This window comes from Streptomyces sp. MGP-P1 (assembly GCF_057766565.1).
In genome coordinates this window covers 646,799-661,517 of sequence record NZ_JBYMEM010000005.1, presented here as the reverse complement: position 1 = coordinate 661,517, position 14,719 = coordinate 646,799, and the positions used below count along the sequence as shown (strand labels likewise).

Sequence of the window (14,719 nt, the reverse complement as noted above, 5' to 3'; positions counted from 1 at the left end):
ATGCCCGCCACGCAGGCCGACGCGCATCCCGCCATCCATCCCGCCACCCATCCCGCGCTCAAGGCCTTTCGGTTCGCGGGGATGGAGCTGTGCAACAGATACGCCGTCGCCCCCATGACCCGGGTCTCCGCGACCGAGGACGGCCGGGCCACCCAGGAGATGGCCGCGTACTACGCGGCCTACGCCGAGGGCGGCTTCGGGCTCCTGATCACCGAAGGGACCTACACCGACCGGGCGTTCAGCCAGGGCTACCTGCACCAGCCCGGCATCACCGACGAGGCGCAGGCCGCCGCCTGGCAGCCTGTCGTCGAGAGAGCGCATGCCGCCGGCGCGCGCGTCGTCCTCCAGCTGATGCACGCCGGGGCCGTCTCGCAGGGCAACCGGTTCCGCGACCGGGCCGCAGGCCCGTCGGCTGTACGGCCGCTGGGCGAGCAACTGGCCAAGTACCGGGGCGCCGGTCCCTGGCCCGTGCCGATGGAGATGACCCGCCGCCAGATCGCGGAGGCCGTCGACGGCTTCGCCGCCGCGGCGGTCCGCGCCCGCGACGTCGGCTTCGACGGGGTGGAGATCCACGGCGCCAACGGCTATCTGCTCGACCAGTTCCTGACCCCGTACACCAATCTGCGCACCGACGAGTACGGCGGGGGAGTCGAGGAACGCCTGCGGCTCGTACGGGAGGTGACGGCCGCGGTCAGAGACGCGGCCGGGCCCGGCTTCCCGGTCGGCGTCCGGCTCTCGCAGGGGAAGATCAACGATCCCGCCTGGCGGTGGCCGGGTGGGGACGCCGAAGCGGAAGCGGTCTTCACGACGGCCGCCGCGGCCGGGGCCGACTATCTGCATCTCGCGGGGAGCGGACGGGACTGGTTCCCGGAGGGGCGGACGCTGCCCGCGCTCGCCCGGTCGGTCACCGGACTCCCCGTGATCGCCAACGGCGGACTGCACCAGGAAGCCGTGGCGCGGCGCGTGCTGGACGAGGGGCACGCCGACGTCCTGGCCGTCGGGACGGGCGCGCTGGCCAACCCCGACCTGCCGCGCAGGGTGGCCGCGGGGGCGGTCCAGGCCGCGTTCGACCCCCAACTGCTGGAGCCGCTGGCGACCCTGGACAACGCCCGTGCGCACGCGCACGCTTGACAGTGGTTACTTGCACATGCAAGATTAGTTCCCGCAGGGCAAGTTGCCGACGGAGGATTGTGGAAGCATCCGCTTGCATGTGCAGGCAAATGACATCGCAAAATGATCGACGCAGGGCAACTCGGGAGACGAACTCTGATGGGTACACACGAAAGCGAACTGCTGGGCTACGCCCACGAGGCGGTCCGGCTCAGCCGTGAGCACGTCGCGCAGGGCGGTATCCCCTTCTCCGGTGTGGTCGTGGGCAGCGGGCGGATTCTGGGTACGGGATTCAACCGGGTCCGCGAGGACAACGACCCGACCGCCCACGCCGAGGTCGTCGCCCTCAGGGAAGCCGCCGCCAAGTACGGGATCCACGCCGTGGCGGGCGCCACCCTGTTCGCCTCCGGCGAGCCCTGCGCGCTGTGCTACCTGGCGGCCCGGTTCGCCGGCATCGGTCACATCGTGCACGCCGCCGATCGCAGGACCGCCGCCCGGTACGGCTTCGACTACACGAGCTCGTACGCCGTCTTCGCCGAGGACCCGGAGAAGTGGCCCATCAAGGTCACCGCGCTGCAACTCCCCGAGGCCGAGCAGCCGTTCCAGGACTTCCTCACCAGGAGTCGCTCCCCGCGCTAGCCACCGGACCTCCGCCACGCGGCATCGCCACGCGGCATCGCCCCCCGGCGCCGATGACGCCGATGGCCCGCACTGCCCGTTCACCCGCACTGCCCGCTCCTCCCCGTTCACCCGGACTCCCCGCTCCTCCCCGTTCACCCGCACTTCCCGTTCATCCCGTTCATTCACCGCACGGAAGGACCTCCCATGCACTGGCTCTACCTCGCCATCGCCGTCGCCCTCGAGATCGTGGTCGCCATCGCCGCCGGAAAGGCGGAGGGCTTCAAGAACCGCAAGTGGACCGGCATCACCCTGGCCAGCGGCGCCGCCGCGACCTTCTTCCTCAGCAAGGCGCTGCTGACCTTCGACGTCGGCGTCGGCTACGCCCTGTGGACGTCCGTCGCGGGCGTCGGTATCACCGTCCTCGGAGCACTGTTCTTCGGCCAGCGTCTGAACGTGAACAAGGCGATCGGCATCCTCCTCGTCATCGGTGGCGTCGTCGGCCTGCAGCTGAGCGGCTCCGCCTGAGCCCGGAGCCCGACTCCCGGTCCCTACGCCCCGTACGGCTTCGCACGCCTCGCGCACCCCGCGCACCCCGCAACCACCTGACGCCTTCCCTGAGAGAGGACTCACCTCCCATGTCCAACGAAGCCAAGAGCTCCACCAACGCCTGGCTCTCGCTCCTGCTCGCCGGAGTCTTCGAGATCGGTTACGCGCTCGCCGTCGGCGGCAGCGAGGGCTTCACCGTTCTGACCTGGTCCCTGGTCGCGGTGGTGTTCTTCCTGCTGACGCTCTACGCACTGAGCCTCGCCCTCCGCACGATCGACGTGAGCATCGGCTATGCCGTCTGGGCGGGGATCGGCGCGGTCGGCGCCGCGGTTCTCGGCCCGCTCTTCTTCGACGAGACCCTCACCCTGGCCAAGGGCATCTGGCTGGCCGTCATCATCGTCGGGGTCATCTGGCTGAAGCTCGCCGACCGCACGAAGCCCGAGGCGGCCACCGCGCCCCGCTCCGAGCAGATCGCGGACCGGCCCACCACGGTTCAGGTCTGACGTTCCCCCCCGCCGGTACGCCGCAGGCGCCCGCCGCCCCTTCACGAGGGGGCCGCGGGCGCCTGCGGCGTCACGCCGTCACTTCGCCGTCCTGCCGCCGTCCACCGCCAGGGCGGATCCGGTGGTGAAGGACGAGGCGTCCGAGCAGAGCCAGGCGGCGGCGCGGGCGATCTCGATCGGATCGGCGAGGCGCTGCTGGATCGCCTTGCCGCCGAAGCCGGCGCTCGCGGAGGGGCCGGCCGACAGGACGCCGTCCATCATCTCCGTGTCGGTGCTGCCCACCACGAGCGCGTTGACGCGGATGCCGTGCTTGCCGTACTCGGCGGCCGCCGCCCTGGTCAGCCCGATGACCGCGTGTTTCGCGGCCACGTAGGGCGCTGAGGCGGAGGTGGCGCGCACGCCCGCGACGCTGGAGGTGTTGACGACGGAACCGGCCCCGCCCGGCAGCATGGCGGGTATTTGGGCGCGCAGACAGTTCCACACGCCGCGCACATTGACGTCCATGGTGCGGTCGAAGACGTCGTCGGGGAGTTCGTGCAGGACGGTCCCGGTGCTGACGTAACCGGCGTTGTTGAACGCGCAGTCGAGCCTGCCGAACCGGGCGACCGCCATGGCCACGGCCTCCTCCATGTCCGCCTGGAGGGTGACGTCGCCCGGCACGGCCAGGGCCCGGCCGCCGTCCTTCCGTATGCGCTCGGCGACCTCCTCGACCAGCCGGGCCCTGCGGGCCACGAGCACGACGGCGGCCCCCTCGTCGGCGAAGTGCCGGGCCGCCGCGGCGCCGATGCCGCTGGAGGCGCCGGTGATCAGCGCCACTTTCCCTTGCAGCAGGTGCCCGCCCGGTGTCACGCGCACCGGACCGGGCCGGCCGCGGACAGGGACGGTCTCTCATGCGTCTCCGAGCTCATCTCCCGGTCGATCCGGTGCAGCAGTTCGTCGTCGAGCGCGTCGAGACCGCTGATCACGTGGCGTACGCCCGCCTCCCGCATCAGAGCGCGCTGGTGGCTGTGGACGAAGGAGGAGGGGAGGCCGACGAACGCGGTGCCGAGCTCGCGTGCCGCGTCGGCGACCCGGGCGACGTCGTCGACGAAGAGGGACTGGCCGGGGCGGAGCCCGAAGACGTCCTCGGCTATCTCCTTGAGGCCGGGGCGGATGTCGTTGGTGCAGACGTAGCCGGGCCCGTCGAACAGGTCCGCGTAGTGGCCCAGATGGCGGTCGAAGTGGTCCTTGCCCAGGCCCCCGTAGCAGACCGTGCGCAGACCCGCGCCCCGCAGGCGCAGGAGCAGCTCACGCGCGCCCGGCGCGATCGTGACCGGGTGGCGGTCGAGGTGGGCGGCGCGGTCCTCGAAGTACGCGGCGAGCGCCTCCTCGCCCGTCATGCCGCCGCCGACGGCGGCCGACAGCAGCCGGCCGGCGATGTGCTGCGGCTGGGAGAAGATCGATCGCTCCAACTCGGCGGAGTACGTACCGCCTCTGCTGACGATGAAGTGGTGGATGACCGGGCTGAAGGTGTCGTTGAGCAGGACACCGTCGATGTTCAGGGCGGCCAGGCGCAGGGAGATCATGCGGCTCCGTAGGTGATCGTCGTGGACGTTCGGTACAGGCAGAGCAGGCACAACAGCCAGGGCGGTCAGGACAGGGCGGAACTGGGCAGGCCAGGTCAGGGCAGGGCAGGGCGGAACTGGGCGGGGCCGGACCAGGCAGGTCAGGCAGGGTGGAACCGGGCAGGTCAGGGCAGGGCGGGGCGCGCGGGTGGTCCGGCGGTCAGGGCATCATCGCGGCGCCGCGGGCCGGGGCCGCTTCGGCGCGGGTGATCACGGCCGGGACCGCGATGCCCGGGAGCAGCAGGTTCCACATCTGCTGGGTGCGCTCGGGAAGGTCCCTGCGGCCGCTGACGACGTTGGAGTACATCTGCATCCCCGTGCAGGCGGAGATCACGAACTCCGCGACCACGATCGATTCGATCCCCGGCTGCAACTCGCCCCGCTCCCGCGCCTCGTCGAGACAGGCGCTCATGATCCCGCGGAACTTCTCGTACGGGTCGGAGTTCAGGGAGTCGCCGATGGAGGACTGTTCGTTCGTCAGCCGCACGCCGGCCCGGAGCAGCGGGTCGCGCTGCAACTGCCACGACCACACGAGGGTGAGGTCGATGAGCCGTTGCAGTCCGCTGGCGGCGAGCAGCGGGACGAGGGTGTCCGGCTGGCTGTTCATCACCGCCCTGGCCAGGTCCTCCTTGGAGCCGAAGTGGAAGTAGAGCGCCCCTGCCGTCACCCCGGCGCGCTTGAGGATGCGCGTGATGCTGGCCCCCGCGTAGCCGTACTCGTCGAAGACCTCCGCCGCTGCGAGCAGGAGTGCTCGACGGGTCTGTTCTGCCCGCTCTTGCTTCAGTGCCATGCCTCTCACCTTCCCAAAAAGAATGCTCCTTATGTTATCTGAGTGAACAGCGGTTCAGGCAAGTCCGTTTCGGTCGACTTGGGTTGGATAAAGCAACACATCGCCTCAAGTGGGTTTCAGTGGATCGCACCCCTTGACGTGTCAAAAAAAAAGGAACATTATTTTTTGAGTCGGGCACACGGAGTTGATCACCAACGCCTCTGTGTAGTCGCTCGCTCGAACAACCGATCTTGGGGGGCCAAGTTGTCTGTTTCCGTTCGGAACCGCGAAGCGAGACCAGTGCAGCGGCAGCAGGTGCACCAGTGGCAGGTGCACAAACTTCGGAGAGAGGAAGTCCTGCTCACGTCGTGGGCCGAGCCGGAGCCGGGACGCTATGAGATCACCGCGCGCTGGCCGCGGGGGCACGCCTTCTACCGTCCGTCGGGGGGTTCGTACGACCCGATGCTGATCGCCGAGAGCGTGCGCCAGACCGTCCCCCTGCTGTCCCACGGCGTGCACGACGCCCCGCGGGAGTACAAGCAGGCGTGGGAGGAGTTCAGCTTCACGGTGGAGCCGTCGGCATCGCTGGTGACCACCGTCGAGGAAGAGGTGCGCCTGGCGGTGTCCTGCTCGGACGTGGTCCGCCGCGGCGCCAGGTTCGCCGGTATGACGATGCGCGTCGACATCCACCTGGGCGAGCGGCTGATGGGTACCGCGCTCACCCGCTTCAACAACCAGCCCGCGGCCATATACCGGCGGCTGCGCGGGAGTTACGCGGACACCGAGAACGCGCTCGCCGCCTGCCTCCCGGCGGGCCCGCCCGTGGAGCCGCACCGGGTGGACCGGGACTCCCCGGCCGACGTGGTGCTCTCAGCGGCGCCGGGCATGGCGCCGGGCCGTTGGATGTTACGGGTGGACCCCGGGCACCCCGTGCTGTTCGACCACGCCGTCGATCACGTGCCCGGGATGCTCCTCCTCGAAGCCGCCCGGCAGGCCGCGCACGCCACCTTCGACGGCGCGTCGACCGTCACCGGGATGCGGACGGACTTCGCGCGGTACGTCGAACTCGACGCCCCCGCCGTCGTGGTGGCCGGCGATCCCGTTCCCGACGGCACGGGCCGCAGCCGCGTGAACGTGTCGGTCGAGCAGCACGGCGTCCGCGTCTTCACCTCCGAGGTGACCGTCCAGGGGCCGACCGGCCTGTAGGGCGTGTCCGCCTCGTAGAGCGTGTCCGGCCTCTGGAGCCTGTCCGGCCTGGGGAGCCCGTCCGGCCTGTAGGGCGTGTCCGGCCGCACCACGCGACGCGGCGGGCGGCCGGTACCCCCTCCGAGGGGGGATACCGGCCGCCCGCCGACGGGCGTCAGGCCCGCACCGGCTCAGGCATCGGCTCCGGCAGCTCCTCGTGCACCGTGACCGCGACGTGCACCGAGGCCGGGACCGCGAAGCTGGCCTCGTACCCGGGAGGCGCGAGCAGCTGCCGCACCCGCCAGCCGAGCGGCTGGCCGGTGAGATCCAGCCGGTTCATGACGGCGGCCATGCCCTGCCCCGTCGCCTTGGCCATGGCCTCCTTGCGGGTCCACAGGCGGGCGAAGTCCCGGACCAGTTCGTCCTCCGGGCGGCCGCCCAGCCACTGCTGTTCCTTCGGATGGAGGAACGGCAGGTACCCGGCGACGGATTCCGGGGTGGGCCAGGACTCGATGTCGATGCCGATGGTGGCCTCGGCGACCGCGATGGCGACGTGGTCCCCGCTGTGCGACATCGAGAACTCCGGCGGTTCGCCGGCCGGGTCCGGATCGCGGATGGCCGGTCTTCCGTGCGCCCCGCCGCAGCCGGGACACGGCTGCCGCAGGAAGCCGACGCTCCTGGGGGAGCAGCCGAGCGAGGTGCCGAGAACGCTCCGCAACGCCCAGTGGGCGAAGGCGTAGGCATCCCGGCCGCCCTGCTGCGGGATCGAGGCCAGGCGGCTCCGTTCCTTCTCGTCCAGCCAGTCGGGCGGGTCCTCGCCGGGCGTGAGGAGCCGTCCGGCCGGGGCCCGGACGATCCAGATGCCGACCGGATCGAGGACTTCTCCCGGAGGCGCGTCGGACCACTTGAGGTCGTGTGTCATGTCGATACGGCTCCTGATGCGGCGGGGGCCCGGCCGGCCCCCGCCCCGGGTCGGATCAGGCGGTTGCTGCGAGCAGCGGCCACGGGCCGGTCGTGGCGTACTGCTCCAGGTCCTCGGAGGCGAGATAGCGCCGGAACCCCGGCACCTGCTCCGCCGCGCGGAGCGCTCCGCGGTACAGCACCATGCCGCGCACACCCGTCCCGTCGTCGTGCCAGCACACGAGCGGGAGGTGGTACTCGGGCGTGTCGCAGGTCTCCTGCACGGCGGCCTGATAGCCGTACGCGGGCAGCAGGCTCATCGGGCCGCCCCCACGGCCGCGCGTCCGGCCGCGCCCTCGGGGCTGACGCCGAACAGGGCTCCGTAATCGGTGATCCGCGCGGCGGCCTCGCTCCCGCCCGCGGCGTGCAGCGCGTGCCAGAAGAGCACCTGGTTCGCGGTGAGCACGGGGAACCCGAGCCGCTCCTCCAGACCCGCGATGGTGCCCACGGCGCGGATGCCGTTGCCGGCGACCAGCACCGCCTGGGGCCGCTGCGGCGCGACGGCGGTCTCGATCCACTTCACCAGCGCCTCCGGCGTGATCAGCTTCTGGTTGCTGGGCAGGCCGCAGGGGGCGTGGTGGACCACGTCGAACCCCCGCTCGCCGAAGTACGAGGCGCCCAGCGCCGACAACTCGTCGTCGAACCACGGCGGGTTGACCAGGGCGATCCGCTCGGCTCCCAGGGCGTGGAAGCCGGCCGCGGCGGCGTGCGTCGTGCCGGTGAGCGGGATGCCGCGGGTCCGCTCGGCCAGCCGCTCGAACAGCTTCTGCTCGCCGTCGGCGCCCAGGACGTAGGCGGAGCTGGTGAACCCCAGGGCGATGGAGTCGAGCGGAGAGGCGGCGAGCAGCTCGACGGCGTCGTCGATGAAGGGCGGGTCGATGAAGGCGCGCACCGGGTCGTGCGGGATCTTCGGGTCCATCTCCCCGCCGGGGCGCATCGCGCCGAAGTGGACGCGTGAACCGTGGATGAAGACGTCGCGCGGCGCCATCGCCTGGAGCTCGGACTCGGGCCCGACGTCCGCGTGCGGAACGACGACGCCGACGCGGGCGACGGCGCCCCAGCCGTCCTCGCGGGCCTGGAACTGCGTCATGGGGTGCTTCTCCTCTTCTGCCGTTCTTCTGCTGTGCCTGCCGGCTGCGTGCCGTTGGTGGGTGCTGTGCCGTTACGGATACGGGGCGCGGATCAGGCCCCTGCGTCCGCTGCGTCCGCTTCGTCGGCGAGGGAGCCGCCGCTGACGGTTCCGGTGCCGTCCCCGTCCAGGAACTTCGGGTGCTTGCGTCGCATGGTGGCCATCACGAACGCGTACGGGACGTCGTCGAAGTCGCCGTGGTCGGTGAGGAACTCCATGCTCTGGCGCCCCTGCCCGTCGAAGGGGTGGTAGAGGCTGTCGGAGCGGCCGTCGAACTCCAGAGGGGTCATGCCGTACAGCCGGCACAGGAGCTTGTTGAAGACCGGGGTCACCTGGAGCCAGCGGCCCTCGAGATACACGGTGGCCAGGCCGTGGAAGAAGACGTCGCCGCCGATGTAGGAGCGCAGCCGGTCGGAGGCGAGGTGGTTGCGGACGTCGCTGTAGTGCAGCCGGGCGGGGATGCCCACGGCGCGGCAGCAGGCGGCGTAGAGGACGGACTTGTGCAGGCAGAAGCCCTTGCCGCCGGCGATGATGCTGGACGCCCGGAGGCCCTCGGGCGACAGGTCGGCGCCGTAGACCTCGTAGTGGATGCCGTCGCGCACCGCGTAGTAGAGGGCGACGGCGAGGTCGACCTGGGTGGCGGTCTCGCGGTCGATCCCGTCCAGGGCCTTGTCGACGAAGGCTCTGACGCTCGGGTGCTCGTGGTCGAGGAAGTCGGTGGCCGCCGTGAGGCGGGCGAGGTCGTCGGCGCCCGGCTGTGCGGCCGCGGCGTCGGCGGTCTGCTGCTCGGACAGGGTGGGTGCCAGGGTGTCGGTCATGCGGATGCCTCTCGTCACAGGCCCATCAGGGCGGCGATGCAGTTGCGCTGGATCTCGTTGGTGCCGGAGTAGATGGAGCCGGCGGTGGCGTTGCGCAGCTCGCGCTCGATGCCCGTACCGGTCAGATAGCCGCGGGCGCCGAAGATCTGGATGGCGTGCTGGGCGGTGAGCTGGTTGGCCTCGCTGACCACGATCTTGGTGGCGGCCACGTCCAGGGAGGCGTCCTTGCCCTGCTCGACCTTCGCGCCGGTGTCGTACAGCCACTTGCGGGCCGTCTCGACGGCGATCTTCATGTCCGTGATCTTGTGGGCGACCGCCTGGTTCTTGCCGATGGCGCTGCCGAACTGCTGCCGGGTGTTGGCGTGTTCGACCACGCGCTTCAGGCGGTGGGTCATCTCGCCGAGGTTCACGGCGAAGGAGAAGAGGACCTCCCGCTTCATCACGTGGTCCATGATCAGGAAGCCGGCGCCCTCGCTGCCCAGCCGGTTGCCGACGGGCAGCCGTACGTCCTCCAGCATGACCTCGCTGATCGGGGAGGTGCGCAGCCCCATCGTCTCCAGCGGCTCGCCGACCGTGAGGCCCGGGGTGTCGCGCTCGGCGAGGAAGGTGCTCAGTCCGAAGGCGCCCGGTTTGCCGGTGCGGACGTAGAGCAGGAAGAGGCCGGCCACGGGGGCGTTGGTGATGAACATCTTGCCGCCGTTGAGGACGTACTCGTCGCCGTCGCGGACTGCGGTGGTTCGGATGTTCATCACGTCCGAGCCGTGGCTCGGCTCGGTGATCGCGTGCGCGGTGATGGCCTCGCCGGAGGTGACCCGCGGCAGGTAGCGCCCGCGCAGCTCCTCGGAGCCGAACGCCTGGAGCGGGATGCCGACGCTGACGATCTGCGTGGACGCCGAGAAGTTGAGGCCGGCGTCCCGGCTGGTGTGGCCGAGGCCCTCCAGCGCCGCCATGGTCTCGGTGAGGGTCCGGCCGGCGCCGCCGTACTCCGGGGCGAAGGGGAGGGTGAACAGGCCGGACCGTTGCAGCGGCTTCCATTTGTCCTGCGGGAACTCGCCGACCCGGTCCCAGTGGGTGACGTCGTCGTTCAGCTCGTCGGCGTAGGGCGCTGTGATGCCGTACGTGTCCGGGGCCTTCTCTGCTGCCATGGGTGTTTCGCCTTGCCTTTCGCCGGGCGCTGGGGCCCGGGGCCGGGTGCGGGGTGCCGGGGGCCGGGTGCGGGGCCGCGCCGTCGCGGCCCCGCACCCGGCTGGGCGGATCAGTAGCGGGAGAAGCCGTCCTCGGAGAGCGAGTGCTTCTCGTCGCCCCGCAGCGCCGGGCTGAAGACGGAGACGAGGAGAAGGTCCTCGTCGTCGGAGGCGATCAGGTGGTGGGCGTCGTTCTTGTCCAGGGCGTAGATGGTCCCGGTCGTGATCTTGTGGTGGTCGCCGTCCACGGTGACGACCTCGCCCGAGCCGCCTATGCAGTAGCAGGCCTCCAGGTGGCCGAGGTACTGCAGCGCGCTCGACGTGCCCTGGCGGACCAGCGTTTCGCAGACGGTGAAGCCCATTCCGTCGGCCTCGGTGAGCAGGCGGTGGCTGGTGCCGCTGCCCCACTCGATCGCGGGGACGTCGGAGAGAGAACGGACGATCATGGAAGTACTCCTGTCATCGTTGTTTTCTGGACGTGTGTGCAGCTGGTGCGCGATGCGTGTGGGGGGTTCGAGGGGCACGCGCGGGCAGGCCTGGCGCGGTTCGTGGGGGACGTGGGGTTTGTGGGGGGCGTGGGGTTCGTGGAGGTTCGTGGGGGTCGTGGAGGTTCTTGCGCGCGGGGGAGGGGAAGGGCTGTCAGACCGCGGCCGGAGCGGCCTGGCTGACGAAGCCGCGGATGTCCGCGAGCGTGCGGTAGGCGGCCGGCTCCAGCGGGATGTCGTCGACGGGGATGCTGTACGTCTCGGATATCCAGGAGATGAGACGGACCAGGCCGAGGCTGTTCACGACGGTGCTCTCGATGAGGTCGAAGTCGTCGGTCAGGTCCTCGGTGTCCTCACCGGCGAGGAACTCGTTGACGATGTAGGCGCGGATCGGGTCGTTGGTGACGGTGCTCATCAGACGTCTCCGTTCAGTTGGGTCTTCTTGATCGAGTTGCGGTCCGGCTTGCCGGTCGCGGTCTTCGGCAGTGGGGTGCAGGCGAGCCCCACCGAGCTGGGCACGGCGTGCCGCGGCAGGTGCTTCGCCGCGTACGCCCGCAGGCCCAGTGAGCTGAGGGAAGCGCCGTCCCGGCGCACCACTTCGGCGTGCAGCCGGCTGCCGGCCTCGGGGCAGGGCAGTGCGACGACGGCTGCCTCGACGACGTCCGGGTGCGCTCCGAGGACGGTCTCGACCTCCAGGGTGTTGGTGCGCACGCCGCGCACCTTGACCTGGAAGTCGGTACGGCCCTGGAGGAAGTAGCGGTCGTCGGCGTCGCGGTGGACGAGGTCGCCGGTGCGGTAGAACATGGCGCCGCCGCCGCGCGGATCGGGCATGAAAGCGTCGGCGTTGCGGGCCTGTTCCAGGTACCCGCAGGTCTGGAAGGGGGTGTGCACCAGCAGTTCGCCGGTGCCGGGACCGCGCAGGACCTCGGTGCCGTCGGGCCCCTCGATCAGCAGCACCGCGTCGGTGCCGTCGATCGGGGCGCCGATGGGCAGCGGGTGCACGTACGCGGCCGGATCGATGTCCTGGATGAAGCTGTCGTTGGTCTCCGTACAGCCGAAGACGTTGTGGAAGCGGGCGGCCGGGCAGGCGGCGAACGTGTCCCGCAGCCCCTGCTCGGAGACGGCCTCCCCGGTGAACACGACCGTGCGGACCGTCGGATAGCGGGCGTCGTCCGTGGCCAGGAGCCGGTGCAGCAGCGGAACCCCCTGGACCAGGGTCACCTCGTTGCCCCGGGTGAGTTCGCGCAGATAGCCGGCGTCCCCGCTGGCTCCGGCGTCGGCCAGGACGACGGTGCCGCCGGCCTCCAGCACGGTCCAGACGTCGAGCAGGGCCAGGTCGAAGTTGAGCGGCGAGAAGCTCAGCGAGCGGGTGCCGCCGTCGATCCCGAACTTCCCCGTGGCCCAGTCGGCGAAGCGGTCGAAGGCCTCGGTGCGGACCGGGACGAGCTTGGGTACGCCGGTGGACCCGGAGGTGGTGAAGGTCAGCAGCGACTCCTCGGGGTCGGGGGCGCTGAAGCCGTCCGAGAGCGTGGGGTCGGCCTCCTCCCGCGACAGGGTCGCCCCGCCGCCGGGAACCGCGGTGGCCGTCAGCGGGCCGTGGGCCTGGGCGGTGAGCGTGGACAGGGCGGCGGCGCCGAGGGCGGGCGACGGGACCAGGGTGTTGACGCCCTGGTGCCAGGCCGCCAGCAGCAGTGCGACGGTCTCCGGCGACTTGTGGGCCGGAACGCACAGGGCGCGTACGGATCCGAAGCTCGCGCCGTCGAGGTCCGCGGCGGCGAGGTGGGTCAGCCGGTCGAGCTCCGCGTAGGTGATGCGCCGGCCGGCGAAGACGAGCGCGGTGCTGTCGGGCTTTTCCTGCACGTGTCTGGTGAGTGCCTGCAACAGGCGAGGCGAAGGCAACGGTCCCCCCTAGGTGGATGCGCGATCTGGCTACGAGAGAGAACCTACGGCCTTTCATTTGCATGGTCAAGCAACTACATCAGGGGATCGAGTGATCCAGGTCACAGTCCGCGCCGGGTTCAGGAAAAGAGCCCCGAACATGCAAAAACGGCGGGACGCCCGGTCGTCCGGACGTGTCCCGCCGTCTGTCGTGGTCTTGTCAGGCGACGCTGCGCAGCGCCTGTACCGCGCGGGCGAGCTGGTCGTCGGCGCTCGCGGTGTTGAGGGCCGAGCTGAGGACGTCGGCGTACGTGGCGCGGGCGTCCTGGTAGTGCTTGCGGCCCTCGTCGGTGATGACGGCGAAGACGCCGCGCTTGTCGTCGGCGCAGTTGTCCTTGTAGGCGTAGCCGGCGCTGTCCAGCCTCCCCACCAGGCGGGTTACGGAGCTCTGGCCCAGTCCGATGTGGTCCGCGAGCTCCTGCATGCGGCATTCGCCGTTCTCTGCCTGGATGAGGGCCTCCAGGGCGCGGTACTCGGAGAGGCCGACGCCGTAGCGCCGCTGCAGGGTGTGTGCGAGCTGACGCTCCACGAAGGCGTGCAGGCCGAGGACGGCCTCCCACATGGTCTGGTCGGAGGCGGCGCGCGGCTGCTTGTGGATCGTCATGGAACGGCTCCCCTTCTCGACTGCGATGAACAACAAGATACATGCCCATGCAATCATCTGGGGAGTGGTAGTGCTCAGTAAAGGGACCCCGACCCCTGTATAGTTGTAGGAGCAAGTAAAAACTCAGTCGGTCATGCCCCCCAGGGTGCTGCACGCGTAAGCGGCCGAGACGAGCGTCATGTGCCGGTGCCAGCCGGGGTAGGAGCGGCCCTCGAAGTCGAGGAGTCCGAAGTCCTCGCCCATGCGGTCGATGGAACTCTGCGCCCCCCGGGGTGAACGGGCCAGCTCCAGCAGTTCCGCCGGATAGCGGTCGGTGATGTTCGTCAGCCAGATCCGGCCCGGACGCCCGCTGCTCGCGTCCCACTCGGCCATTAGCCGGCCCGCCCCGCGGCTGCGCTCGCCGTCCGGACGCAGCCCGCGCACGGGTGTGTCGTACGAGATGACCTGCCGGCCCGCCCCCGCCGAATGCCGTACGCCCCGGCGCAGCAGCAGGCCGCGCGCCGACTCCCTGTCCCCTGGCGGCACTTCAGGTCCGGCGAGAGTGGTCTGGCCCGGGATGGCGAGGACGAAGGCGTGCTCGCCGCCCTGGAGCCGCTCCGCCAGCGGCGCGACGTCGCACAGGGCCGTCAGGTCGGCCACCACGGGCGCCGTCCGCCCGTTCGACCATGACGTCATCTCCTGGACCAGGCGCAGGGCGTGGTCCCACAGCGGCTGGGCCCGCGTCGTCGCGGGGATCTTCGCCCGGTCGCGTACGGCTTCGTCGCGGGTGAACCGGGGAGGCAGGAAGAGGCGCCAGTCGACGGGGACGTGCGTCTGGCCGGCGTCCAGGAACAGGCCGAGCCCGAGCTGGCAGTTGACGGTGCGTCCGGACTCCGGCAGGAAGCGCTGGTGCACCCCGGCCGAGCAGGTGCCGCGCTTGGGCAGCACCGCCGGCGCCAGCGTCCAGGCCCGCACCGGCAGCGACCGGGCGGCCCAGCGGGCCAGTTCGCCGCGCGCCGGGGCCCATTCCCACGGGCTGGCGTTGACGAACTGGTGCAGCGAGGTCGACGCCGCCTCCGAGCCGGTCACGACGGCCGCCATCCGGCGCACCGTCTTCTTTCCGTCCGTCCGCAGCAGCCCCTGGAGATACACCCGCCCCCAACGCTGCTGGTCGGAGCGGTGTAAGTGGCCGAACAGGAGCTGGGACAGATCGCCCGGCGGCCGGGCCGTCGCCATGTCGGGCATCTCGTGCGTCGTCGTCACTGCAGGTCCCTCCCAGGTGAG

General features: G+C 70.8%; 18 protein-coding genes. 5 read left to right on the top strand and 13 right to left on the bottom strand.

The genetic code is table 11. From position 1 onward, the window contains the following. The 4 genes from AC3CH1_RS12380 (at window position 1) to AC3CH1_RS12365 (ending at window position 2,780) form a co-directional block, all read left to right on the top strand. Window positions 1-1,131, top strand: a complete 1,131-nt coding sequence (locus tag AC3CH1_RS12380) for an NADH:flavin oxidoreductase (protein ID WP_488462947.1) — start codon at window positions 1-3, stop codon at window positions 1,129-1,131. Window positions 1,132-1,269: 138 nt separating this feature from the next. Beyond that, window positions 1,270-1,749 (top strand): nucleoside deaminase, encoded by a 480-nt coding sequence (locus AC3CH1_RS12375; RefSeq protein ID WP_488462946.1) that lies wholly within the window; start codon window positions 1,270-1,272, stop codon window positions 1,747-1,749. A gap of 186 nt (window positions 1,750-1,935) precedes the next feature. Continuing rightward, window positions 1,936-2,256: a DMT family transporter gene (locus AC3CH1_RS12370; RefSeq protein ID WP_488462945.1), complete on the top strand. Its 321-nt coding sequence runs from the start codon at window positions 1,936-1,938 to the stop codon at window positions 2,254-2,256. 110 nt (window positions 2,257-2,366) lie between these two features. Beyond that, window positions 2,367-2,780: a DMT family transporter gene (locus AC3CH1_RS12365; protein ID WP_488462944.1), complete on the top strand. Its 414-nt coding sequence runs from the start codon at window positions 2,367-2,369 to the stop codon at window positions 2,778-2,780. Between the two features lie 78 nt (window positions 2,781-2,858). On the opposite strand, the gene AC3CH1_RS12360 is transcribed toward AC3CH1_RS12365, so the two are convergent. The 3 genes from AC3CH1_RS12360 to AC3CH1_RS12350 form a co-directional block, all read right to left on the bottom strand. After that, entirely contained in the window at window positions 2,859-3,596 is a 738-nt protein-coding gene (locus tag AC3CH1_RS12360; protein ID WP_488462943.1) for an SDR family NAD(P)-dependent oxidoreductase, read from the bottom strand. A 29-nt stretch (window positions 3,597-3,625) separates the two neighbouring features. Next, on the bottom strand, window positions 3,626-4,345 hold the full coding sequence (locus AC3CH1_RS12355) for an HAD family hydrolase (RefSeq protein ID WP_488462942.1): 720 nt from the start codon (window positions 4,343-4,345) through the stop codon (window positions 3,626-3,628). 199 nt (window positions 4,346-4,544) lie between these two features. Then, entirely contained in the window at window positions 4,545-5,174 is a 630-nt protein-coding gene (locus AC3CH1_RS12350; protein ID WP_488462941.1) for a ScbR family autoregulator-binding transcription factor, read from the bottom strand. A gap of 279 nt (window positions 5,175-5,453) precedes the next feature. Between AC3CH1_RS12350 and AC3CH1_RS12345 the strand changes: the two genes are divergently transcribed. Then, a complete protein-coding gene (locus tag AC3CH1_RS12345) occupies window positions 5,454-6,359 on the top strand; it encodes a ScbA/BarX family gamma-butyrolactone biosynthesis protein (protein WP_488462940.1) in 906 nt (301 codons plus the stop codon). A gap of 154 nt (window positions 6,360-6,513) precedes the next feature. Here AC3CH1_RS12345 and AC3CH1_RS12340 read toward each other — a convergent pair whose 3' ends face one another. From AC3CH1_RS12340 to AC3CH1_RS12295, 10 genes are all read right to left on the bottom strand, one after another. Continuing rightward, complete coding sequence (locus AC3CH1_RS12340) at window positions 6,514-7,260, bottom strand: 4'-phosphopantetheinyl transferase family protein (RefSeq protein ID WP_488462939.1); 747 nt, start codon at window positions 7,258-7,260, stop codon at window positions 6,514-6,516. Between the two features lie 55 nt (window positions 7,261-7,315). Further along, the gene (locus AC3CH1_RS12335) at window positions 7,316-7,558 is read right to left on the bottom strand and encodes a DUF6253 family protein (protein ID WP_488462938.1); all 243 of its coding nucleotides are present in this window, start codon (window positions 7,556-7,558) and stop codon (window positions 7,316-7,318) included. Then, window positions 7,555-8,388, bottom strand: coding sequence for a maleate cis-trans isomerase family protein (locus AC3CH1_RS12330; RefSeq protein ID WP_488462937.1), 834 nt, complete (start codon window positions 8,386-8,388; stop codon window positions 7,555-7,557). Before AC3CH1_RS12330 ends, AC3CH1_RS12335 begins: the two co-directional genes overlap by 4 nt. 92 nt (window positions 8,389-8,480) lie before the next feature. Beyond that, a complete protein-coding gene (locus tag AC3CH1_RS12325) occupies window positions 8,481-9,245 on the bottom strand; it encodes a transglutaminase-like domain-containing protein (RefSeq protein ID WP_488462936.1) in 765 nt (254 codons plus the stop codon). Window positions 9,246-9,259: 14 nt separating this feature from the next. Then, window positions 9,260-10,390: an acyl-CoA dehydrogenase family protein gene (locus tag AC3CH1_RS12320; RefSeq protein WP_488462935.1), complete on the bottom strand. Its 1,131-nt coding sequence runs from the start codon at window positions 10,388-10,390 to the stop codon at window positions 9,260-9,262. A 110-nt stretch (window positions 10,391-10,500) separates the two neighbouring features. Further along, window positions 10,501-10,875, bottom strand: a complete 375-nt coding sequence (locus tag AC3CH1_RS12315) for an ectoine synthase (protein ID WP_265600325.1) — start codon at window positions 10,873-10,875, stop codon at window positions 10,501-10,503. A 193-nt stretch (window positions 10,876-11,068) separates the two neighbouring features. Beyond that, the gene (locus AC3CH1_RS12310; protein WP_488462934.1) at window positions 11,069-11,329 is read right to left on the bottom strand and encodes an acyl carrier protein; all 261 of its coding nucleotides are present in this window, start codon (window positions 11,327-11,329) and stop codon (window positions 11,069-11,071) included. Then, window positions 11,329-12,774, bottom strand: coding sequence for an AMP-binding protein (locus AC3CH1_RS12305; RefSeq protein WP_488462933.1), 1,446 nt, complete (start codon window positions 12,772-12,774; stop codon window positions 11,329-11,331). The genes AC3CH1_RS12310 and AC3CH1_RS12305 overlap by 1 nt, the downstream gene beginning before the upstream one ends. Before the next feature lie 238 nt (window positions 12,775-13,012). Further along, window positions 13,013-13,456 carry a MarR family winged helix-turn-helix transcriptional regulator gene (locus tag AC3CH1_RS12300; RefSeq protein ID WP_488462932.1) on the bottom strand — a complete coding sequence of 148 codons (444 nt, stop codon included), beginning with the start codon at window positions 13,454-13,456 and terminating at the stop codon, window positions 13,013-13,015. A gap of 123 nt (window positions 13,457-13,579) precedes the next feature. Continuing rightward, window positions 13,580-14,698 (bottom strand): IS701 family transposase, encoded by a 1,119-nt coding sequence (locus AC3CH1_RS12295; RefSeq protein WP_488462931.1) that lies wholly within the window; start codon window positions 14,696-14,698, stop codon window positions 13,580-13,582. Window positions 14,699-14,719 lie beyond the last annotated feature (21 nt).